Source organism: Candidatus Poriferisocius sp. (assembly GCF_965219815.1).
Taxonomy (GTDB): Bacteria; Actinomycetota; Acidimicrobiia; order Acidimicrobiales; family Bin134; genus Poriferisocius.
The window spans coordinates 768,991-792,300 of record NZ_OZ244791.1 but is presented as its reverse complement, the minus strand read 5'-3'; the positions used below and the strand labels follow the sequence as shown (position 1 = coordinate 792,300).

17 protein-coding genes are annotated in these 23,310 nt (G+C 66.3%); 8 read left to right on the top strand and 9 right to left on the bottom strand.

Features of this window, described 5'->3' with window-relative positions; genetic code table 11:
- The first annotated feature begins 8 nt into the window (after positions 1-8).
- The 3 genes from ACOQPI_RS03865 to ACOQPI_RS03855 are packed head-to-tail and all read left to right on the top strand — an operon-like array spanning position 9 to position 4,701.
- Positions 9-890, top strand: a complete 882-nt coding sequence (locus ACOQPI_RS03865) for an SDR family oxidoreductase (protein ID WP_420618386.1) — start codon at positions 9-11, stop codon at positions 888-890.
- A complete protein-coding gene (locus tag ACOQPI_RS03860) occupies positions 887-2,629 on the top strand; it encodes a hydantoinase B/oxoprolinase family protein (RefSeq protein ID WP_420618385.1) in 1,743 nt (580 codons plus the stop codon). Before ACOQPI_RS03865 ends, ACOQPI_RS03860 begins: the two co-directional genes overlap by 4 nt.
- Positions 2,626-4,701 (top strand): hydantoinase/oxoprolinase family protein, encoded by a 2,076-nt coding sequence (locus ACOQPI_RS03855; protein WP_420618384.1) that lies wholly within the window; start codon positions 2,626-2,628, stop codon positions 4,699-4,701. Before ACOQPI_RS03860 ends, ACOQPI_RS03855 begins: the two co-directional genes overlap by 4 nt.
- Positions 4,702-4,806: 105 nt before the next feature.
- Here the strand turns inward: ACOQPI_RS03855 and ACOQPI_RS03850 are convergent, their stop codons facing one another.
- From ACOQPI_RS03850 to ACOQPI_RS03840, 3 genes are all read right to left on the bottom strand, one after another.
- Positions 4,807-5,034, bottom strand: a complete 228-nt coding sequence (locus tag ACOQPI_RS03850) for a hypothetical protein (protein WP_420618383.1) — start codon at positions 5,032-5,034, stop codon at positions 4,807-4,809.
- Between the two features lie 5 nt (positions 5,035-5,039).
- On the bottom strand, positions 5,040-5,252 hold the full coding sequence (locus ACOQPI_RS03845; protein WP_420618382.1) for a type II toxin-antitoxin system HicA family toxin: 213 nt from the start codon (positions 5,250-5,252) through the stop codon (positions 5,040-5,042).
- Between the two features lie 129 nt (positions 5,253-5,381).
- Positions 5,382-7,661, bottom strand: coding sequence for a xanthine dehydrogenase family protein molybdopterin-binding subunit (locus ACOQPI_RS03840; protein WP_420618381.1), 2,280 nt, complete (start codon positions 7,659-7,661; stop codon positions 5,382-5,384).
- A gap of 184 nt (positions 7,662-7,845) precedes the next feature.
- Here ACOQPI_RS03840 and ACOQPI_RS03835 point away from each other — a divergent pair, with 184 nt between their 5' ends.
- Together ACOQPI_RS03835 and ACOQPI_RS03830 are read left to right on the top strand one after the other, a co-directional pair.
- Entirely contained in the window at positions 7,846-8,271 is a 426-nt protein-coding gene (locus ACOQPI_RS03835; protein WP_420618380.1) for a hypothetical protein, read from the top strand.
- A gap of 27 nt (positions 8,272-8,298) precedes the next feature.
- Positions 8,299-8,913: a cysteine hydrolase gene (locus ACOQPI_RS03830; protein ID WP_420618379.1), complete on the top strand. Its 615-nt coding sequence runs from the start codon at positions 8,299-8,301 to the stop codon at positions 8,911-8,913.
- A gap of 1 nt (position 8,914) precedes the next feature.
- Here the strand turns inward: ACOQPI_RS03830 and ACOQPI_RS03825 are convergent, their stop codons facing one another.
- The 5 genes from ACOQPI_RS03825 to ACOQPI_RS03805 form a co-directional block, all read right to left on the bottom strand.
- Positions 8,915-9,292: a c-type cytochrome gene (locus ACOQPI_RS03825; protein WP_420618378.1), complete on the bottom strand. Its 378-nt coding sequence runs from the start codon at positions 9,290-9,292 to the stop codon at positions 8,915-8,917.
- A gap of 20 nt (positions 9,293-9,312) precedes the next feature.
- Positions 9,313-10,527 (bottom strand): cytochrome P450, encoded by a 1,215-nt coding sequence (locus ACOQPI_RS03820; RefSeq protein WP_420618377.1) that lies wholly within the window; start codon positions 10,525-10,527, stop codon positions 9,313-9,315.
- A 23-nt stretch (positions 10,528-10,550) separates the two neighbouring features.
- Entirely contained in the window at positions 10,551-11,492 is a 942-nt protein-coding gene (locus ACOQPI_RS03815; protein WP_420618376.1) for an NAD-dependent epimerase/dehydratase family protein, read from the bottom strand.
- A 106-nt stretch (positions 11,493-11,598) separates the two neighbouring features.
- On the bottom strand, positions 11,599-12,018 hold the full coding sequence (locus tag ACOQPI_RS03810) for a type II toxin-antitoxin system VapC family toxin (protein WP_420618375.1): 420 nt from the start codon (positions 12,016-12,018) through the stop codon (positions 11,599-11,601).
- 11 nt (positions 12,019-12,029) lie between these two features.
- Entirely contained in the window at positions 12,030-12,296 is a 267-nt protein-coding gene (locus ACOQPI_RS03805; RefSeq protein WP_420618374.1) for a CopG family transcriptional regulator, read from the bottom strand.
- An 87-nt stretch (positions 12,297-12,383) separates the two neighbouring features.
- Between ACOQPI_RS03805 and ACOQPI_RS03800 the strand changes: the two genes are divergently transcribed.
- Positions 12,384-13,190: an enoyl-CoA hydratase/isomerase family protein gene (locus ACOQPI_RS03800; RefSeq protein WP_420618373.1), complete on the top strand. Its 807-nt coding sequence runs from the start codon at positions 12,384-12,386 to the stop codon at positions 13,188-13,190.
- Positions 13,190-13,627, top strand: coding sequence for an SH3 domain-containing protein (locus ACOQPI_RS03795; RefSeq protein WP_420618372.1), 438 nt, complete (start codon positions 13,190-13,192; stop codon positions 13,625-13,627). The genes ACOQPI_RS03800 and ACOQPI_RS03795 overlap by 1 nt, the downstream gene beginning before the upstream one ends.
- Positions 13,628-13,661: 34 nt before the next feature.
- Here ACOQPI_RS03795 and ACOQPI_RS03790 read toward each other — a convergent pair whose 3' ends face one another.
- Entirely contained in the window at positions 13,662-14,852 is a 1,191-nt protein-coding gene (locus tag ACOQPI_RS03790) for an LLM class flavin-dependent oxidoreductase (protein ID WP_420618371.1), read from the bottom strand.
- 254 nt (positions 14,853-15,106) lie between these two features.
- On the opposite strand from ACOQPI_RS03790, the gene ACOQPI_RS03785 reads away from it, so the two are divergent.
- Positions 15,107-23,233, top strand: coding sequence for a S8 family serine peptidase (locus ACOQPI_RS03785; protein ID WP_420618370.1), 8,127 nt, complete (start codon positions 15,107-15,109; stop codon positions 23,231-23,233).
- The last annotated feature ends 77 nt before the right edge of the window (positions 23,234-23,310 follow it).

The following is a 23,310-nucleotide window of genomic DNA, read 5'->3' as shown; positions in this document are numbered from 1 at the left end:
GATGACACATGGCTGAGATCACCGGACTGCCCGAGCCCGCCCCGGAGGGCGCCACCGCCCTGGTGCCGGGCACCTACGACGGCCAGACCGTGTTCGTCACCGGCGGGGGCACCGGGCTGGGCAAGGCCATCGCCACCGAGTTCGCCCGGCTGGGGGCCAACCTGGTTATCGCCAGCCGCAAGCCTGAGCACCTGGAAGCGGGCCAGGCGGCCATCGAGGAAACCGGCGCCGAGGTGCTGGTGGTGGGCTGCGACATCCGCCAGGCCGAGCAGATCGCCGAGGCGTTCGACGCCGCTACCGGGCGGTTCGGCCTGCCCGACGTGCTCATCAACAACGCGGCGGCCAACTTCCCGGTGCCGGCTGAGGACATGTCGCCCAATGCCTGGCGCACGGTGGTGGACATCACCCTCAACGGCACATTCTTCTGCGCCCGGGAATTCGCCCGCCGCCATCTGGCCGCGGGCACACCGGGATCGATCGTGAACATCGGGGCGTCTTACGCCTGGACTGGCGGCCCGGGCTTCGCCCACTCAGCCGCGGCCAAGGCCGGGGTCAAGTCGATGACCGAGAGCCTGGCTGTGGAGTGGGGGCCCTACGGCATCCAGGTGAACGGCCTGGTGCCGGGGCTGTTCCCCCATGAGGACATGACCGCCGATATCCGCTCCAGCCTCGACCGCACCCACGAAAAGGATCCGTGCCAGCCGGCCATGCGGGTGGGGCAGCTGCGGGAACTGGGCTGGGCCGCCACCTTCCTGGCCTCACCCTTCGCTAGGTTCATCAGCGGCCACACCATGGTGGTGGACGGGGCCAACTGGCAGCGCCGCTCCATGACCAATCCAGCGGTCGTCACCATCCGAGATCAGATGGGCAAGGGGCCGTTCGAGCTTTGACCACCGACGCCCGGCCCTTTGATCCCATCGCGCTGGAGGTAGTCAAGAACGCCTTGGGGGCCATCGCCGAGGAGATGGGGCTGACCACGGTGCGATCGGCCTACTCCTCGGTGGTCAAAGAGGGCGGGGACTCCACCGCGGCGATCTTCGACCACCGGGGTCAGTTCATCGCCCAGTCGATGGGTGCCCCGCTGATGCACTTGTCCAGTTTGCGGCCGTCGCTGCGCTCCCTGCTGGACGACTTCCCGCCCTCGGGAATGGCCGACGGCGACGTGTACGCCTCCAACGACCCCTACCGGGGCGGCATCCACTCCAACGACGTGATGGTGTTCCGCCCGGTGTTCATCAACGACACCCTGGCCTTTTTCACCTGCGCCCTGTTGCACGTGGCCGACCTGGGCGGCATGGCCGCTGGCGGTTTGCCGGCCAACGCCACCGAGATGTTCCAGGAGGGTCTGGTGCTGCCTCCTGTGCCGCTGGCGGTGGCCGGAGAGCCCAACCAGCCGATCTTGGACGTGATCGCGGCCAACAGCCGCACCCCGGAGAAGGTGCTGGGCGACATCCGGGCCATGATGGCGGCCACCAACCTCGGCACCGACCGGCTGGCCGATCTGGCCGACCGCTACGGCCTCGAGCGGCTGCACCAGATCACCGACGAGCTGTTGGACTACACCGAGCGCCGGACCCGGGCGGGAATCGAAGCCCTGGCCGACGGCACCTACACCGGATCGTTCATCATCGACGACGACGGCGTGAATCCCGACGCCGACCACGAGGTGCAAGTGGCCCTCACCATCAAGGGCTCCACGATCACCGCCGACTTCCAGGGCACCTCTCCCCAGGCGCCGGGGCCGATCAACGCCGCGGTGTCGCAGACCACCTCCGGGGTGCTGTTCGCCGTGCGCTGCCTGTTGGCCCCCGACATCCCGGTGAACGACGGCGCGTTCCGGCCGTTGGAGCTGCGCCTGCTCCCGGGCACGCTGGTGAATCCCAATCCGCCCGCCGCCCTCAACGCCCGCATGGCCACGGTCATGGCCGTGGTGGAAGCCATGTTGGGGGCGTTCTCCCAGCTCGACCCGGCCCGGGCGGTGGCCGCCTCCTGCAACGTCCACGTCTACATCATGAACGGCACCGGGGGCGACGGCCGGCCGTGGGCGTTCATGGATCCCCAGTTCGGCGGCTCCGGAGCCCGCTCCGACCGCGACGGTGTGGATGTGACCGGCCCGCTGGTGCTGGGCGCTGGCGGGGCGTTCCACACCGTGGAGGCCTACGAACAGGAGCACCCGGTGCGCTTCGAGCGTTTCGAGCTTTGGACCGACTCGGGGGGACCGGGGCAGTGGCGGGGTGGCACTGGGGCGCGCCGCGACATCCGCATCCTCGCCGACGGACAGTTCACCGGCCGGGCCACCGATCGCTGCCGCCGCCCTCCTCCCGGTATCTATGGCGGCTCTGCTGGCGCGGGCGGGGGCTGGGTTCTGAACGAGGGTACCCCCGACGAAAAATCGCTGCCGGCCAAGGTCACTGCCTATCCGCTGCGAGCCGGAGACATGATCACCATGCTCACCTCGGCGGGCGGCGGCTTCGGAGACCCGTATGAACGCGACCCCGAGCTGGTGGCCGACGATGTGCGAGACGGCCGGGTCTCGCCCGAGGCCGCGCGCCGGGACTACGGAGTGGTGATCGACCTGGAAACCGGGGAGGCGGACCCGGCGGCCACCGCGGCACTGAGAAGCCGATGACCCTCGCTTTGGGCATCGACATCGGGGGGACGTTCACCGATGTGGTGATGATCGACCGCTCCGACGGCAGCGTCTGCACCGCCAAAGTGCTCACCACCCCCGATGATCCCGCGGTCGGGGTGCTCGACGGGATTGACGAGCTCTTGGCCGAGGCCGGGCATGATCCCCCCGAGGTGTCTCAGGTAGTCCACGCCACCACCCTGGCCACCAACCTGATCTTGGAGCGCAAGGGCGGTCCGGTGGCCTACGTCACCACCGCAGGATTCGGCGACATCTTGATCATCGGCAACGAGCGCAAGGGCGACGCCGAGAAGTACGACCTCTTCTACACCAAACAAGCCCCCATCGTCCCCCGACGCCGCACCGTGGACGTGGTGGAGCGGACAGGGGCTGACGGCTCGGTGGTGGTGCCCCTCGACATCGAGCAGGCCCGCACGGCGCTGGCCGACCTGTTGGCCCGCGAGCCGGTGGAGGCAGTGGCGGTGTGCTTCCTCCATTCCTACGCCAACGGGGAGCACGAGCGCCAAGTGGCCGACATCATCGCCGAGCTGAGCCCCGACCTCTACGTGGCGGTTTCCAGCGATGTTTGGCCCGAGTACCGGGAGCTACCCCGAGCCTGCACCACGGTGATGTCGGCCTACGTGGGCCCCACCGTTACCCGCTACATCGCCCGACTGGACGACGAGTTGGCCCAACAGGGCATTGGTGCCCGGCTTCAGATCATGGGCTCGTCGGGCGGCATCATCTCGGCGGCCACGGTGGCCCGACGACCGGTGCAACTGGTGGAGTCGGGGCCGGCCGCTGGGGTGATGGCTGCCGCCCACATCGGCCGCCTCAGCGGCATCGACGATCTGATCTCGTTCGACATGGGGGGCACCACCGCCAAGGCGGGGTTGGTGCGGGGCGGCCAGGCCGCCATCGCCCACGAGTTCTATGTGGGGGGCACGGCGTCGTCGGGCGTGAAGAAGATCAACACCGGCTATCCCATCAAGATCCCGGTGATCGATTTGGCCGAAGTGGGCGCGGGCGGCGGTTCCATCGCCTATCTCGACAGCGGCGGCGCTCTGCGGGTGGGGCCAAATTCCGCCGGGGCCGAGCCGGGACCGGCCTGCTACGACCGGGGCGGCACCCAGCCCACGGTGACCGACGCCGATCTGGTGCTGGGCTACCTCAACCCCGGCTTCTTCCTCGGAGGCCGAATGGCCATCCGGGCCGACCTGGCCCATGCCGCTCTGGCCGAGCTGGCCGAGCCAATGGGGCTGACCTCGGAGGAGGCCGCCGCCGGGGTGTACGAGGTGGTCAACGCCACCATGGCCGCCGCGGTGCGGGTGGTGACCTTAGAGCGGGGCATCGACCCTCGAGACTTCACCCTGCTGGCCTCGGGCGGGGCCGCCGGAATCCATGTGGCCCGCTTGGCCGAGGAGTTCGGCATCGCCGAGGTGGTCATCCCGGCCAACCCCGGCGTGGGCTCGGCGGTGGGCCTGCTGGCCTCCGACGTGGTGACCGACCACGTCCGCACCCAGGTGATCGACTCGGTTGGGGCCGATGCCAGCGTTATCGAAGCCATCTACACCGAACTGGAATCTGTAGCCGTCGCCGAGATCGGAGCTGAGGGGTTCTCTGCCGACGAGATCGTTCTGGAGCGAGAGATCGACATCCGTTACCACCACCAAGCCCACGAACTGACGGTTCCCCTCCACGGAGGCGACCTCGACAGGGCGACCACCGCGTTCAACGAGCTCTATGAAGAGCTCTATGGCATCCGCCAGACCGACCCGGTGGAGTTCGTCAACTATCGGGTACGGGTGATCGGCCCCGTGCCCAAGCCCGACTGGTCAACCGACGAGGTGGCAGCCCAACCGCCAATGCCCCTCTCCTACCGCCCCGCCTGGTTCGACGGCGAAATGGCCGACACCCCCGTCTACCGCCGCCACACCCTCCTCCCCGGCCCCACCATCGCCGGCCCCGCCATCATCGAAGAAACTTCCTCCACCGTGGTCGTCCCCAAGGGTTGGACCGTCTCAACCGACTGCTGGCTCAGCCTGGTGCTTCGATCCGGCAGATTTCGCTAGCAGCGACATCATCACTTTCTTTGGGGCAGTGAAGGCCACGCTATAGCGGCAGGAAAATCCCCCGTCGACTGGATGGCCTGCCACACGCGGCGCGTGTCTGCTCTGCTACGACCCGATCGAGATGTCGACAGGTTCGAAAGGCTGGATTCCAAGCTCCGCGCAGCCGTCGAGGTAGACATCGACTGAGATGCGGAACTCCCGTTCAATTCCTTCTACATCTGTCGCCTCAGCATTTGCTATGGAGTAAGGGCCGCTGTTGATGACCCTGGCGTGTAGAACCTTGGCCTCATCGTCGTACACCACCTCACCGACGTAGCCCTTGTGCTCCAGCATCAGCCCTACCCTATTCGCTCGATGAACTTGGCGATGTCACGAACCGTATCGCGCCTGGTCACGGGTCGGGGATGGGGCCTATGGACCACAATCGACTCTGAACCCTTGACCAGCTGAACTCTGGAACCGGCCCGTTCTACCGCAGCAACTCCCAGAGCCCCCAACAACGATTCAATCTCCGCCCAACGAATGTCCGTTGGCGTAGGCACGGTTCGCATTCGTTCCAGCGTTCGCCGGTGACGCTTTCTCATTGCTCGAATACTGCGCCATTCCTTAGCCTGCTCTGGGAAGCATATCCGATAGCATCAAATCTTCATAGAAATAACTGAAATACATTTACAATTCCTCTAAAAGGTAGGCCAGATGATCTCTGCCACGGGATCGCCTGCCGACTGGATGGCCGCCCATACCCGATCCGGCGTCAGGGGCAGGTCGATGTGGCGGATTCCGAGATCGCTCAGGGCGTCGATGACTGCGTTCTGAACTGCCGGGGTGGCGCCGATGGTGGCGGCTTCGCCGATGCCCTTCACCCCCAGGGGATTCAGATGGGTGGGGGTGATGGTGCTGTCGACGGTGAAGTCGCAGAACTCGGCGGCCGAAGGCATGGCGTAGTCGGCCAGCCCGGTGGTGAGCGGGTTGCCGTGGTCGTCGTACGCCACATATTCGTACAGCGCCTGCCCGATGCCCGAGGCCACCCCGCCGTGCTGCTGGCCGGCCACGATCAGCGGATTGAGCAGGTTGCCGGCGTCGTCCACCGCCACGAAGCGCCGCGGGGTGACCATGCCGGTCTCGGTGTCCACCTCCACCACGCAGATGTGGGTGCCGAAGGGGAAGGTGGGCCCGTCGGTGGTGTAATCCAGTTCGGCCCGCAGCGGTTCTTCGGACGCTTCAACCACTTCAGCCCAGGCCATCGATGCCGACGGCACTCCGGCCACCCCAAGGCGACCCTCGTCGGTGGCCACGATGTCGTCGGCGCTGGCCTCCAACAGCTCCGCCGCCCGCTGCCGGGCAATGTCCAGCACCTCTATGGATGCGGCGTGGATGGCGCTGCCCCCGAGCTGGGCGCTGCGCGATCCGCCGGTGCCGTCGCCGCGGGCAACGAGCGCGGTGTCGGACTGCACAAAGGCGATCCGGTCCATATCGATGCCCAGCCGGTCGGCCACGATCATGGTGAACGCGGTCTCGTGGCCTTGGCCGTGCGAGGCAGTGCCCACCGACACCGTGGCCGACCCATCAGGATGCACCTCGACCACGGCATGCTCTTGCTGCCCGACCGGTGCGGTCACCTCCACATAGCTCGACACCCCGATGCCCAGCCTCAAGGGGTCGCCAGCCGCCCGACGGGCAGCCTGCTCAGCCCTCAGTTCCTCGTAGCCGACCAACTCGCAAGCCCGGTCCAGGGCCTTCTCGTACTCGCCGGTGTCGTAGGCCCCGCCGGTGGGAGTGACCAGCGGGAAGCTCTCAGGAGCCAAATAGTTGCGGCGGCGGAACTCCACCGGGTCGATGCCCAACTCGGCCGCGGCCATGTCAGCCATTCGCTCGATGGTGAGGGTGGCCTGGGGCCGGCCCGCCCCCCGGAACGCCCCCAAGGGGGCCCGGTTGGTGGCCGCCACCGCATAGTCGAACTGCACCTTGTCGATCCCGTACACCCCCGGCGCCATTAGCCGGGTGGCGAAGGGCAGCACAGCGCCCAGACCTGGATACGCGCCCGCATCCACTATCGCCACCACCTCCAGCGAGACCATGCGTCCTTCGTCGGTCACCCCCACCCGTGCGTAGTGAACCTGGTCGCGGGCTTGCATAGACACCAAGTTCTCAGCGCGGCTCTCGTTCCACATCACAGGCCGGCCCAGCAGGCGGGCCGCGGCAGCCACCGCCACATGCTCGGGACCCCAGCCCCCCTTGGCGCCGAAGCCGCCCCCCACCCAGGGGGCGATCACCCTCAATCGCCCCGGATCGATCCCCAGCGACTCGGCAATGCCATCGCGCGTCGGGTGTGCTCCCTGGGTGGACGCCCACAGGGTGAGCTGGTCCCCGGTAGGATCGGCCAAGAGCGCATGGCTCTCCATGGGAACCACCGCCATCCGATTGTGGACTATGCGGGCAGCAACCACCCGGTCAGCTTCGTCATGCAGCCCTTCCACTGGCCCGAAGGCCGCGATCATCGCATCTGAGCCCCGCTCGGGAAACAGCGCCGCTTCGTCGGCGGCAACCACAGCCTCGGCGTCGATCGACACGGCCAGCGGCTCGAAGTCCACCATCACCAGATCAGCCGCGTCTTGGGCTGCGGCCAAAGTGTCGGCCACCACCATGGCCACCGGCTCGCCCACAAAGCGAACCCGGCCCGAGGCCAGTGGCTCGCGCACGAAGTGAGGATCGAGCGGGAATCGCGGCTTCACCTGATCCACCCCGATGTTCTCAGCGGTGAACACTCCGGCAACGCCGGGGAGGTCGGCTGCTGCTTGCAGGTCGATCTCCCCGATCGCCGCGTGAGCTACCGGCGAGCGCACAAAGCACGCCGTCAACAGCCCATCGGGCCGCAAATCGCCGGTGTACTCCCCCTCGCCGGTGAGAAGAGTGCCGTCCTCCCGGCGAATAACCTCGGTCCCCAGAATCGATCCAACCATAGGGTGCCCATTATGGGGTTTGCCTAGACCAAAGTTGTCACTGTGCATCCGTAGTCTCCCACCGTGGCTTCTGACCCCCAATCCCGCAATCTCCCACCTCGCCACCCCAAAAAGCAGGTAGCTGAGGCGGTAGAAGGCGCTCTACTTCAGGGCTGGCGCTTCAAGAAGGGAAGACCGCGAAGCCATGTGTGGGGATTCTTGCTCTGCCAGCAAGCTGATCGAAGCGGTTGCCGCATCAGTATTTTTTCGACCCCCCGAAATTCTGACGATCACGCTGCTGCCATTCGTGCTGATTTGGCCAGCTGTCCTCACGGTCAAGCCGAGGAAGGAGAAGGCTAAAATGCCTTTGATGATCGAATTCGAGTTCACTCTGGAGGTTGTCGGGCCAAGTGGCAAGGACAATGACTTTGCCGAGTGGGTCGCTGCCCAATCCGGAGCTTCCGGGCACGTCAGCCGAGACGAGCGTCACTACATCCACTTTGCCCAATCCGCAGATTCTCTTGATGACGCAGTCCGCGAAGCCGTCGATGCATTGAATGGCTGGAAGGGTCTAGACATCCTCTCCTTCCAAGCCGCTTGTTCAAACACTGGTGTGCTGGCCCGCGCCTGAGCGCCCAAGCAGACAAACTGAGGCTCTATGGAACTGCGTGAGGCAATTGATCCAGGGACCACTGCTTTGGTGCTTCAGGAGTGTCAAAGCGGGGTGATTGGGAAGCTGTCGGCGCTGCCGGCGCTGGCTGAGGCGGCCAAGGATGGGCTGATACCGAATGTGGCGGCGCTGGCGACCGCCGCCCGAGCCGCTGGCGTGCGCGTGATCCACTGCACGGCCCAGCATCGGGTTGACGGATGGGGCGCCAATCGCAATGCCCGCCTGTTCCGGGCCATGCCCAAGATGCCGGTGCAGTTGCACGTGGGCACCCCGGCGGTGGAGGTGGTGCCCGAAATCGGGGTGGCCGACGCCGATGTGGTGCTGCCCCGCCACCACGGCCTGTCGCCCTTCGAGGGCACCGAGCTCGACTCGCTGCTGCGCAACGAGGGCATCCGCACCATCGTGGCCGTGGGGGTGTCGGTGAACGTGGCCATCATCAACCTGACCTTCGACGCGGTCAACGCTGGGTACGTGGTGGTGATCCCCCGCGATGCCGTGGCCGGCACACCGCCCGACTACGTGGACGCGGTGTTCGAGCACACCCTCGGCATCGTGGCCACCGTCACAACCACCGCTGACGTGGTCGACGCCTGGACGGGCTAGATCAGCCCAAACCGCCTCTCACGTAGGCCACTACGGCAACTATCTCGTCGTGGTTCAACTTGGAAGCGAACTCGGGCATCTCGCCGATGCCGTCGCGCACCAGCGCTTCCATCGCCTCGGCTGAGGCGTACTTTTCCAGCACCTTGTTCGGGCGGATATCGGGGCCGACAATCCCGCTGCCGTCAACGCCGTGGCATCCCACGCAGCGCTGCAAGTACACGCTCTTGCCAGTCGAGATCGACCCTCCATTCGCAGCGGACTCAGTTGCGGGAAGGGCACTCGTCACGGAGACCTTGTCAGGATCCGTTCCACCACCGCAGCCCGCCACCGCAGCCAGCGCGAGCAGGCTGACAGCCAGCAGGATATAAACTGCCCTCACTTGTCGAAGTTGAAACAGGGTCAAGCTCCCACCGGGGCGCTGGGGGTGAACGTCACCGGCATTTCCTCGGGGCCGACGATGAAGTTGGACGCCCGCCACGGCAGCGGGTCGTCGTTGGCCAACTGGATGTCGGGCATCCGCTCGGCCAACCGCTGGAACATGATCTTGAGCTCCAGGCGGGCCAGAGACGCCCCCAGACAGAAGTGCGTTCCCCATCCGAAGGCCAGGTGCTGGTTGGACTCGCGCTCCAAGTCGAACTTGAACGGGTCGTCGAACACCCGGTCGTCCCGGTTGGCCGACGGATAGAACAGGACGATCTGGTCTCCCTCGCCGATGGTCTCCCCGTGCATCTCCACTTCCCGGGTGGCGCTGCGCGACATGTTCTTGATGGGGGTCACCCATCGCAGCAACTCCTCCACCGCCCGCTCCATCCAGGCGTCGTCGCCCGCCCGCTGGTTGAACAGCGCCTTCTGGTCGGGGTGCTCCATCAGCGCCAGCATCCCCCCGCTGATCACGTGGCGGGACGTCTCGTCGCCCCCGATCAAAATCAGCAGCCCTTCCTGATATAGCGACTCGTCGTCGAGCCGGTCGCCGTCCACCTCGGCATGGCACAGCACGCTCACCAAGTCCGACTGGGGCGGACGGGCCCGGCGGTCGGCGATCACCTCCATCAGGAACTCCCGAAAGGCCACCCCGGCCATGATCCCCTTCTCGAGCGCTTCTTGGTCGGTCTCGGTGGTGGCCCGCATCATGTCGTCGGACCACTCCAGCAGGTCGTCGTAGCTCTCCCGGGGAAAGCCCAGCATGTCGCCGATCAAAATCAGCGGCAACGGAGCCGCGATGTCCCAAATGAAGTCGCACTCGCCCCGCTCGCACACCTTGTCCAAGATCTCGTCGCAGATTGCGATTACGTCGGGTGTGTGATCCCGCACCCGCTTGGGGGTGAAGCCCCGGTTCACCAGCTTGCGGCGCTGCTTGTGCTCGGGGTCGTCCATGGAGATCATCATCGGCAGCGAGTTCCCATGGGGCCGGGGGCTGCGGTAGGACGAGAACGTCTTGGGATCCTTCTCGACGGCCAAGATGTCGTGGTAGCGGGAGATGCCCCACACATCGCTGTTGGCGTCGTAGTACACCGGGGCGTGCTCCCGCATCCAGGTCCACGCCTCGTGAGGCTCGTGCTGGAACCAGAACCCGTCCATGAAGTTGACCCCGTCGAGGGTGGGGTGATTGGGCATAGCTCTACCTCGTGCTCGTACTGCTAACCCTCGCCCATGAGCCGGGCGATCATTCGGCTGCCCTGCTCTGGGTCCCACGCCGCCACCATGTCGTCGATCCCGTCTTGCCACGAAACCGTGCACGGCCCGGTCATCGAGATGCGCTTGGCGCTGTCGTAGGCCCGGCTGTGAGTGCCCACCGGGTAGTACTCGAAATTGGGCTCCACCCCGACCTGGGCGCCCATTCGCCGGCACATGTCCTCGATGCTGACGTTCTCGTCGCCGCCCCAGTTGACGATGGTGGCCGGCACGGTGGCCCCCTCCAAGAACGCCTCGGCGTGGGCGCACATGTCTTTCTCGTGGACCGGGGAGAACATGTTGGGCTCCGAGTCCTTGAGGGGCACCGGCATGTTGTTGGTCATCATGGCCAACAAGATGGCGGGCAGCCCCCCGTTTTGGCCGTAGGCCACGTTGATGCGGCCGATCACGGTGGGCAGGTCGTAGAGCCGGCACATGGTGCGGGCCACCGCCTCGGCGGCCATCTTGGTCACCCCGTAGGTCTCCGAATAGGGCTGTTCGCTGTCGCCCAGCGGATCGCCTTCGGCGTAGACGTAGGTGTGGTCGTCGTTGTTCTTGTAGGCGGCGGCGGTGGACGCATGCAGAAAGCCCTTGGCGTTGCGGCAGTGCGCCATCAGCAGGCCAGTGGCCTCGGCGTTCTGGGTTAGGGCGAAATCGTAGTCAGGCGAAGCCGCCATGAACGCGGCCATGTGGATCACATAGTCGAAGTCCTCGGGCAGCCCGTTCAGTTCGCCGGAGGCCAGGTCGGCTTTATGGGGAATGGCCCCGGCCTCCTCCACCTGCTCCTTCGATCCCGGCTGGCTGAACCGGGCCAAGCCCCACACCTCGTTGTTCTGGGCGAAGTGGCGGGTCATGGGCAGTGCGATCTGCCCTGCGGTCCCGGTGATCAGAATCTTCTGGCCTTCCATCGTCGAACCTCCTCGATCTTTGCTCTCCCTGTACTAGCACGGCGAGCCCGCGGCGTTGACATGATAGGGATAGAGACATGATCCGCCACCGACCTTAGGCAGGCGATCAGTCCCAGGGCAGGGTGAAGCCCTGCTCGGTGAAGTGGGCGTCGAAGGCCAGGGCGTGGGTGATGCCGCGGCTGCGCATTAGCTCGAACGACGTCCAGTCCACCAGCGACACACTCCGGCGGTTGGCGGCCAACATGGCTGCTAACGCCCTGTGGTGAAGCTCCTGGTCTACCCATATCACCATCAGCGGTTTGAGAAGGGCATCGTTGAGTCGGCGCACTGAGGCCAAGCCCATGCGACGCTGCACTAATGACATTGCCTCTGAGACCACGTAGGAGTGGGTGATGCCCGCAATTTGACCTGCGGCGATTCCATCAAGCAGCCGGTGCCAGTGCGACGCAGCCACCGGATGACGGGCGTCTTCAACATCCAGCCCCGCCAGCAGGGCGGAAGTGTCGACGAAGACGATCTCCACCATATTTCAGTAAGTTACAGGTTTTCTCGTCCTCTTACGATATCTTCATAGTAGATGACGGCAAGATGCTCGTCATGGTTCTCGGCAAGGTCGGTATAGCCCGAACTGACGACGCCGATGGCCTCACGGGCCAGTTCCACCCGGCGGAGCAGATCGTCCTGGTCAAAGTAGGCGTCGAGGGCTTGGCGGAGGATCTCGGCTTGCGAAATCCCCTTGATTTCCGACTGGGCTCGCAGGCGCTTGGCTTGTTCCTCGGTGAGCGAGATCTGCGTCCGAATCATCCGTTGATGATAACAGTTTCTTTATTCATGATGTAAGTGTGTTGGTCCGACCTCCAGGCGGTACCACAGCGCCCCTAATGTGGCGCTATGCCAACCCCTGCGGGACAGGAGTCAGCCGTGCCCGACACCGTGCTGTATGAGCTATCCGACCACATGGCCACCATCACCCTCAACCGCCCCGACGCGCTCAACGCCATCAACGGCGAACTGCGCCAAGACCTGAACGCGGCGTGGTACCGGTTCCGGGGCGACGACGATGCTTGGGTGGCCATCATCACCGGAGCGGGTCGGGCCTTCTGCGCCGGGGCCGACATGCGCGACGGCGCAGGGTCGGTAGGCGTGTTCGAGGGCACCTTCTGGGAGAAGCCCACCATCAACTCCTTCGAGTCGGGCTTGGAGCTGTTCAAGCCAACCATCGCCGCGGTGAATGGCCACTGCCTGGGCTACGGCCTGACTGGTGCGCTGGCCTGCGATTTCCTCATCGCCAGCGACCAGGCCACGTTCGGCTTTCCCGAGGTGCGCTTGGGCGTGCCCACCATCGTGGGGGCCATCCAACTGCCCCGTAAGGTGGATTGGGCCGATGCCATGGAGCTCCTGTTGACCGGTGAGCGAGTGGACGCGGCCCGGGCCCGAGAGATGGGGCTGGCGTGGCGGGTGGTGCCCCACGACAATCTGATGGACGAGGCCCGGGCCTTGGCGGAACGGCTGGTGGCCGCGGCGCCGCTTGCAGTGCGGGCCACCAAAGAGGTGGCCACCCGTACTCGCAGCATGTCGTGGGTGGAGGCGGTGCGCTTCGGCGAGACCATGCGGATAGTGGCCGGGGCCACCGAAGACGCTGGTGAGGGCACGACGGCCTGGGCCGAGGGCCGTCCCCCCGACTGGCAGGCCCGGTAGTGGGCCTACGGGCGATCATCGCTTGCCTGGTAGTGGCCGGATTGGCCTTTGTCGCCCTTTCCCTGGCCGGCATCGTGTCCACTTGGGGACTCGACTGGGTGACCATCGAATCGGAAGAGCCCGAGCCCGAATCCACCCCTGAGCCAACCCCCGAGCCCACCGAGGCACCCCCGCCTGCGCCGGTGGTGGTTGAACTGGAGATCGACCCTCGCTATCCCCCCGACACCCAGTGGACGGTGTTCGACGTGCCCTCCGCGCTCAACATCCGGGCCGGCCCTAGCACCGACCATCAGATCTTGGGCACCGCCAACCTGGGGTCCACCGTCACCCTCACCGGCCAAGTGGTGGAGTCCCCCACCAGCGGCACCTGGGTGCAGGTCAGCTCCACCACCGTCGACGGCTGGGTCTTCGCCGCCTACCTAACCCCGGTGGGCTAATCAGCCCGGTTCTCAGCTGTCACAAATGCGAGCGTCAGGAAGTCCCCAGGGCGTCAACGACAGGAATCTCTTCATCGGCAATGGGAGCCATGGGAGTGCGACGGGCCAGGGCGGCCTCGATGTGGGGGGCGAGGCGCTGGGCTTTGGCCGCCTCCCGCTCGTCTTCGCCCTCTTTGAGGGCGGGCATGACCTCTTTGGCGAACATCTCCAGCGACTGGCAGATGTGGTCGTGGCGGTTGCGGCCCGACTGCTGGATGAACATTACCTGGTCCACCCCGACGTCGGCATAGCCCTGGAGCTGGCGGGTCACCTGATCGGGGGTTCCGATGCCCAGCGTCTCCCCCAGCCCCTCAAATGACTCCCTGGTCTCCTGGAAGCTGTCCCATACATTGGTCCGGCCCGGTTGGTGCTGGCCCACCGCGTAGTAGTGGATCAGGCCGTGGCCGAAGAAATGGAACCCTTCGAGGCCTCGGCGCTCGGCCTCCTCTCGGTCGTGGTGCATCGACAACCCCACCACCATGGCGATGTTGGCGTTGACGGTGTGGCCGATAGGCACGCACTCCTCCGAGAGAATCCGGTAGTAGTCCTCAACCCAGAGAGCGGCCTCGTCGGGGTCCACAAAAGCGAACGTCAGCGCTCCCATGCCCAGCCGGGCGGCCAGCTTGATGGTCTCCCGGTTGGAGCACGCCACCCACAGCGGCGGATGGGGCTTCTGCGCCGGCTTGGGCACCACGTTGCGGCACGGCATCGAGAAGTACTCGCCCTCGAACCCCGGGTAGGGCTCCATCACCATCATGTTGCAGCACTGCTCGGTGGCCTCGGCCCACGCCGGGCGCTTGTCGGCGTGGGCGATGTTGAACCCGCCCAGCTCTACGGCGGCCGACGACTCGCCGGTACCGAAATCCACCCGGCCGTTGGAGATGAGGTCGAGCGTGGCGATGCGCTCGGCCACCCGGGCCGGGTGGTTGTACTTGGGGGGCATCTGCACGATGCCGTGGCCCAGCCTGATCCGCTCGGTGCGCTGGCTGGCCGCGGCCAAGAACACTTCGGGGGCCGAAGAGTGGGAGTACTCCTCCAAGAAGTGGTGCTCCACCTCCCAGGCGTAGTCATAGCCCAGCCGGTCGGCCAGCTCCACCTGCTCGAGAGCCTCGTGCAGCAATCGCTGCTCGTCGCCGGGCTGCCACGGCCGCGGCAGCTGATGCTCATAGAAAACGCCGAACTTCACCCTCGCAGCCTACGCCCCGCTGGAACCGGGCAATCACCCGCCCTCAGATGCGATCAACCGCAGGGGCCGCGAATTTTCCAGGGGGATGGCCTTGTAGACTATTCTGTTCTAGTCAGCAGGGGGTTCGTGGGAGGCCTCAACATGGACATTTGCAACGTTTGTGACGCTGCGGCCAGCCGGTTCCGCAGGTGCGGGGCACGAGGGCATACCCCCCATCGTCACGCTGAGCGCCAGATGCGAAGCCGGGTTGCGTCGTGTTGAAGCGCCGGTGTCTGCCGGTGGTTCTCGTCGCCGGCCTGATCGCCTCGATCGGCTTGGCGGCTGTGGGGAGCGCCCCCGCGCTGGCCCAAGACGGCGGCGGCCAAGGCGGCGTCGAGGAGGGTTTGATCGACGTTGATTTGGGCGACGGCGGCGGTCTGACCTATCCCGTGCTCGGGTCGCGCCTCAGCGCGCTGGCCGATCAGGCAGCCGCCGACCGCCTGGGAGGTGTCCCCGCGACACCCCACGTACCCGGCGGCACCGGAAACTCCAGCGACGCCGGCGACTATGCGGTGTCGATGATCGGGCTGTCGATCACTTTCGACGGCGAATCGGAGCCGGTGGTCCAAGCGATCACCGCCAACGGCGGTGACGTGCGCAACGTGTTCGACGGCTATATCGAGGCGTTCGTGCCCCCCGCCGCGCTGGCCGCTCTAGCGCAGATCCCCGGCCTCACCTGGGCCCGAGAGCTCGCCGAGCCGCACAAGGACAGAGGTCGCTACACCAGCGGCGGCGTCGCCGCGCACCTGGCCGGCGCATGGCACGACGCGAACATCACCGGCGCCGGCGTGAAGATCGGCGTGATCGATGCCTCGTCGGGAGTTACAGCGAGGGACGGCTTCACGGGCTTGCGGTCGGCCATGGCCAGCGGTGATCTGCCTGCCACAGTGGTGGGGCGCTGTTACAAGGCGGTGGCCCTGGCGACCAGCGACATCGACGACTGCGCCAAAGCAGGCGGTGACAGCCACGGCGTGTCTGTGGCCGCGACCATGATGGACGTGGCGCCCGACGCCGGCCTGTACATCTCCAATGCCCGCACCTGGGGCGATTTGCAGCGGTCGGTGGAATGGATGAAGAACCAAGGGGTCCAGGTGATCGTCCACTCGACGGGCTGGAGCTACCACGGCGCCGCTGACGGCACTACTCCAGTGAATCCGAGTCCGCTGAGAACGGTGAAGTGGGCGGCCGACAACGGCATCGTGTGGGTGAACTCCGCCGGCAACTACAACGGCGACACCTGGTTCGGCGCGTTCACCGACGCCGACAACGACAACATTCACGAGTGGGCGACCGGCGACGAGTACCAGGAGTTCACCTTGGACGCCGGTCAGACCAAGCCAGCGGTGTTCATGCGCTGGGATGACGCGTGGGGCACTGCTAGCAGAGACCTGGCGCTGCTGATTGTCAAGAACCCCGGCACCGCGTCGGAGCAAGTGGTCGACAACTTGAACGACGAGCAGAACGGCGGCCCCAGCAGTGTCCCGTATGAGTTAAAGGAGTTCACGGCCCCTCACACCGGAACATATGCATTCGTGGTCAAGAAGGTCAGCGGCGCGACGCCGGGCTGGATACAGATGGCCACGTTCGGCTCGCTCGCTCACAGCACCGTCGGCCACAGTGTGCTCAGCCCGGCCGACAGCCCGCACGCCGGGATGCTGGCGGTCGGCGCCGCTTCGACCGCCAGCAGCGAGATTCGGCACTTCAGCAGTCGCGGGCCGACGCCAGACGGCCGCGTCAAGCCCGACATCGTGGGGGCGGACGGCTACGTGGCCGTGAGCAGCACCAACTACGGCACCAGCTATGCCGCACCTCATGTCGCCGGCCTGGCTGCTCTGGTCCGACAGCAGAACCCCACGTTCACTCCCGCGCAGACCACCGAGTACCTCAAGACGCACGCCGCGCCGCGCGGCAACCCCTATCCCAACAACACCTGGGGGCACGGGTTCGCGCAGCTGCCGCCGCTCGGCTGCGTCGACCGCCTCAACGGCGACAGCACAGTGTCGGGCACCTGGACGTCGAGCTGTATGTCGGCCGTCCACACCCAGAAGTCGAGCCAGCACTACACGTTCACGATCCCGCAGCAATCGACGGTGACGATCGACCTCTCCTCCAGCGTCGACAGCTACCTGTACCTGCGCAACGGCTACAACAACCAAAAAGACGTGGCTCTGCACACCGACGACAACAGCGGCACCGGCACCAACGCCCGCATCAGCGAATCGCTGGCCCCGGGCACCTACACGATAGAGGCCACCACCGCGGCAACAGGGCAGACCGGCGCCTTCACGCTGGCGGTGTCCGGCGGGCTGACAGAGATGTCGGAGGTGAGCATCGCCGCCGGGGCCGACATCACCGAGGGCGGCAACGCCGTTTTCACCCTCACGGCCACTCCCGCGCCGCCGACGGCGCTCACTGCAAGCGTCGAGATCACGGCCGACGGCGACTGGGGGGTCACCCCCCGCACACAGACGGTGACGATCCCCACCACCGGCACCGCCACGCTGACCCTCGCCACCTACAACGACTCGACCGAGGAGTACGACGGCTCGGTCACCATGCGAGTGATCGGCAAGCCCGCTTACGTTGTCTCATCGACCGCTGACGCAGCCACGGTCCAAGTGTCGGACGACGACGGCGGCGCTCCGTGTACCGATCCGATCACCGGCGACGGCACCACGAACAGTGAATTGACGCTGGCTTGTCATTCGTTCACTCGAGACGCCCACGCCAACTTCTTCACGTTCTCGGTAGCCGAACCGCGGGTCGTCACCATCGAGATGAACGCCTTCGACGATGGCTACAAAGAAAGCACGTATCTCTACCTGCGCCAAGGAGACAACACCTTGAGCGGTCCGGCGCTGTACGAGGACCGCGACAGCGCAGGTCGCGGCCACTCGAAGATCGTTGCCGTCTTGGATCCGGGGGATTACACGATAGAAGCCACTCTGGGGTGGGATAACAATGGCGGCGGCCCGCATCTCACCAAGTTCACACTCGTGACCAGCGGCCTCACGTCGTCACAGCCAATCGTTCCCCACATCCGTGTCGCTGCCGCCGACAGAGTGACCGAAGGCAACAACGTTACCTTCAATCTGCGGGCCCTTCCCGCACCGGCTGCCGACCTCCACATCCCCGTGGATATCACTCAGCTTGGGGCCTTCGGCTTCTCGCCGAGCATTGAATCCACCACGGTTACAATCCCCACGAGCGGCCGAGCAACGCTCACCTTCGCGACCCAGAACGACTCGACAGCAAACGACGATGGCTGGGTGACAGCCACGCTGAACGACGGTCAGGGTTACACCGTGTCAACGGCGAGGCAAGCCACATCCGCCGTGATCGATGACGACGGCGCTCCGCCGTGCTCCATCACGCTGAGCGGCAACGGCAGCATAACCGGTGAGCTGTTCGATGGTTGCCGGTCGGTAGATCATGACGGCCGCTACGCCCGTTTCTACACATTCACCATGGGCCAGCGGAGGAAAATCACCATCGAGATGAACGGGACCGTCCCCGTCCATGGGCGGATGGATACGTCGGACACCTATCTCAACTTGCGCAGCGGCAACGATGTCAAGAGCGGCACCTTGGTGGCCCGCGATAGCGGCAGCTGGCTCAACGCCAAGATCAATCGCACATTTGATCCCGGCACGTACACGATCGAGGCCACTTCGTACAAGCCCGACACAACGGGTGTGTTCGAGCTGGTCGTAGAGGGAATCACAGACGACAACGGCACCTGCGTAGAGCACCTGACGGGCGACGGCACGTCGAACGGCGCATGGGGGTTGAGCAGTTGCACCTCGAGCGCACGAGAAGGCCGTTATGCCCGGTTCTACACGTTCGAGCTCAAGCAGCACAGCACGATTGACATCGATCTGAAGTCGAGCATTGACAGCTATCTCTTCTTGCGCTCAGGCAATGACGTCCGGCAAGGAGCAGCACTGCATAGCAACGACGACGGCGGCACGGGTTCTGATGCACGCATAAGTCAATCGCTCGCTTCCGGCTGGTACACCATCGAGGCGACGACGTATTACCGTTCTCAGTCTGGGAGCTTTACCCTGGAAGTCAGCGGTATTCCCGCGCCGGCAGCAACGCCGGAGGTCAGCGTCACGGCTGGGGCCGATGTCACCGAGGGCGGGAACGCTACGTTCACTGTGTCTGCCGTTCCTGCGCCGTCGGCTGATCTGGATGTGACCGTGGCGGTTTCGCAGGTGGGCGATTTCGGTGTCGCTCCGGTTTCGCGGACTGTCACTGTCCCGGCTGCGGGCAGTGCCGCGTTGACTGTCGCCACGGTGGACGATTCGGTGGGCGAGTATGACGGCACGGTGACTGCGAGGGTGGTCGGCGGCGCCGGGTATGCCGTGTCGGCCAGTGCGGGTGCGGCGACGGTCGGGGTGTCGGATGATGACGGCGGTGCGCCTTGTTCGGTGCGTCTGGGCGGCAATGGCAGTGTGGACGGCAGGTGGACTTCGGATTGTGCATCCACTGATCGCGCCAATCGGTACGCCCGCTTCTATTCGTTCAACCTGTCGCAGCAGAGAGCGGTGACTGTCGAGTTGGCGTCGTTCGAGGACAACTACCTCTATTTGCGGGCGGGCGAGGACACGCAGACCGGCACCGCACTGCACCACAACGACGATTACCGCAGTCCGGGCACCGACGCCGGTATCAGCGAGACGCTCGCTGCTGGCTGGTACACGATCGAGGCCACCACCCACGACCAGGCCACCAGCGGCGATTTCGCTCTCACCGTGAGCGGCTTGACCGCTCAGCCGACAGGCCTGGAGGTCAGCATCGCCGCGGGTGCTGGGGTGACCGAGGGCGGTGACGCGGTGTTCACGGTGTCTGCGGTTCCGGCGCCGTCGGCGGCTTTGGATGTGACGGTGGCGGTTTCGCAAGTAGGCGATTTCGGTGTGTCGCCGGGTTCGCGGACGGTCACGGTCCCTGCTTCTGGCAGCGTTGCGCTGACGGTGGCGACGGTGAACGACTCGGCCGACGAGGCCGACGGGTCGGTCACCGCCACGGTCGGCAGCGGTCAGGGCTACACGGTCTCTGCGACTGCGGGCGCTGCGTCTGTGGCTGTGGCCGATGACGATGATCCGCCGTGTGATGCTGCGGATGCCATCACGAAGGCTCGCGCCGCGTTTTCGTGGCATGTCGACAACAATGGCGGCAACGAGGCTTTGTTCTGGCAGATCCTCGCCTATCTGGGGGCCGATCCGATGCCTGCGCCGCCGGGCGGCGCCGTCCTCGCGTCGACCACTCCTGAGGCGGTGAGGGCGTTCAGCGACGGCAAAACGTGGCCTGGCTGGGTGCCGATCAACGCCGCCATGTCATGCCATCCCCCGCCGCCCGAGGTCAGCATCACAGCCGGCGCCGATGTCGGCGAGGGCGGCGACGCGGTGTTCACGGTCACCGCCGACCCGGTGCCGTCTGCGGCGTTGGATGTGACGGTGGCGGTGTCCGTGTCGGGTGATTTCGGTGTGTCGCCGGGCTCGCGGACGGTCACGGTGCCCACGTCGGGCAGCGTGACTCTGTCGGTGGCGACGGCCAACGACAGCGCCGACGAGGCGGACGGGTCGGTGACGGCGACGGTCGGCGCCGGATCCGGTTACACGGTGTCGGCGACTGCGGGCACGGCTGCGGTCGCGGTGCGAGATGACGATGTGCCTGAGGTCAGCATCGCCGCGGGTGCTGACATAGACGAGGGCGGCAGTGCTTCTTTCACGGTGACTGCTGATCCGGCGCCGTCAGCGCCGTTGACAGTGGAGGTGGCCGTTTCGCAGTCGGGTGATTTCGGTGTGTCGCCGGGCTCGCAAACCGTCACGGTCCCGACCTCGGGCACAGCCACGCTGACGGTGGCGACGGCGAACGACTCGACGGACGAGGCGGACGGCTCGGTGACGGCGAGCCTCAGCGCCGGCACTGGCTACACGATCTCTGCGACGGCGGGCTCTGCGACCGTGGCGGTGTCTGATGACGACGATCCGGCGCCGGTGGGCGATCCGTGTGTGGCTGCGCTGTCGGGTGATGGGAGCGTCACCGGGCAGTGGGCTGCGGGCTGCGGTTCGTCGGCGCGTGCCGGCCGCTATGCGCGGTTCTATACGTTCTCCTTGGACAGCCCGAGCCGGGTGACGATCGATCTGGAGTCGACCGCTGACACATTCATGTATCTGCGCCGCGGGCCGGCCCAGAAGTCGGGTGCCGCGCTGGCGTTCAACGACGACTACAACGGGTACAACTCGCGGATCAGCCGCCATCTCGCGGCGGGCGACTACACCATCGAGGCGACCACCTATCGCGCGTCGACGGCGAGATCGTTCACGCTGACCGTCGACGGCATCGCGGCACAGACCGTGGTGCAGCCCGACCCGGAAATCAGCATCGCAGCAGGTGCCGACGTCGACGAGGGCGGCAACGCGGTGTTCACGGTGTCTGCTGTTCCGGCGCCGTCGGCGGCTCTGGACGTGACCGTGGCCGTCGCCCAGACCGGCGATTTCGGCGTGACACCGGGCACGCACACCGTCACGGTCCCCACCTCTGGCAGCGTCGCGCTCACTGTGGCGACGACGAACGACTCGGCCGACGAGGCCGACGGATCGGTCACCGCCACCCTCAACACCGGCAGCGGCTACACAGTCTCCGCCACCGCCAGCACGGCCTTTGTCGCGGTGGCCGATGACGACGACCCGGCCCCGCCGCCGGCGGTGTGCGTGCCGTCTTTGCCGTCGGATGCGGTGACGGTGTCTGAGGTGACCGGCTGGCGCGACCAGTACTCCCATGCCGAGCACCAGCAGCGCTGGAACCGGGTGCTGGCCGCGCTGGGCGTGGACACCGGCGAGGAGGCGATGACCGTCGCCGACGCGCAGGCCGTCAAAGCGCAGTACGACAACACCCGCTGGGACCGCACCGTGCGCACGCTTCAGGCCATGGCGCAATGCGACGACCCGCCGCCCGCGGTGACGCCTGAGGTCAGCATCACCGGCGGCGCCGGGGTCACCGAGGGCGGCGACGCGGCCTTCACCGTCACCGCCGATCCCGCGCCGTCGGCGCCGTTGACGGTGGAGGTGACTGTTTCGCAGTCGGGCGATTTCGGTGTCGCGGTCGGTCCGCAGTCGGTCACGGTCCCGACGTCGGGCAGCACCACCCTCACCGTGGCCACCACCGACGACAGCGCTGACGAGCCAAACGGGTCGGTCACCGCGACGGTGAGCGCCGGCAGCGGCTACACCGTCTCCGCGACCGCGGGCACAGCCACGGTCGCAGTAGCCGACGACGACGACCCGGCGCCCCCGCCCCCGCCTGCCACTCCGGAAGTGAGCATCACCGCCGGCACCGACACCGCCGGCATCACCGAGGGCGGCGACGCGGTGTTCACGATCACCGCCGACCCCGCGCCGACGGCGGCTTTGACGGTGGACGTGACCGTTTCGCAGTCCGGCGACTTCGGCATCACTGGCGGTTCGCGTCAGGTGACCATCCCCTCCTCCGGGACCGCGACGCTCACCGTGGCCACGGCCAACGACAGCGCAGACGAATCCGACGGGTCGGTCACCGCCACGCTCAGCGCCGGCAGCGGCTACACCGTCTCCGCGACCGCGGGATCAGCCTCTGTCGCGGTCTCAGACGACGACGACCCGCCGCCGCCGCCCGATCCCGAGGTCAGCATCACCGCGGGCGCGAATATCACAGAGGGCGGCGACGCTGTGTTCACCGTCACCGCCTCGCCGGCGCCGTCGGCTGCGCTGACGGTCACCGTGTCGGTCTCCCAGACCGGCGACTACGGCGCCGCCACCGGCTCGCGCACCGTCGCCATCCCCACGACAGGCAGCACCACCCTCACCGTGGCCACCACGGGCGACAGCGCAGACGAGGCCGACGGGGCGGTCACCGCCACGCTCGGCGCCGGCCAGGGCTACACCGTGTCCGCGACCGCGGGATCGGCCTCTGTCGCGGTCTCAGACGACGACGACCCGCCCCCGCCGCCTTCGGTGAACGCGACCCCGTCTTTTTCGATCAGCGACGCATCGGGCGCCGAGGGCGGAACCCTGACGTTCACCGTGACGCTCAGCCCCTCCAGCAACCGCTACGCGTGGGTGCACTACTACGCGCGGCCCGCATTCGGGACCGCGGCGTCGGCGACCTTCGCGGACTTCGCCCAAACATACGGAATGCTCACCTTCGAACCCGGCGACACAACCAAGACCATCACCGTGGCACTAATCGACGACAACACACCAGAGGCAAACGAGACATTCAAACTCGTCCTATACACCCCAGCCCAAGCAAAAATCACCGACGGCGAAGCAACCGGCACCATCACCGACAACGACTAACCGCCCGCACACGCAGCTCGGCCGGATATCTCCCATGATTTGGCATTGCTCCATCCTCTCAGGGACCAGAGCTCCAC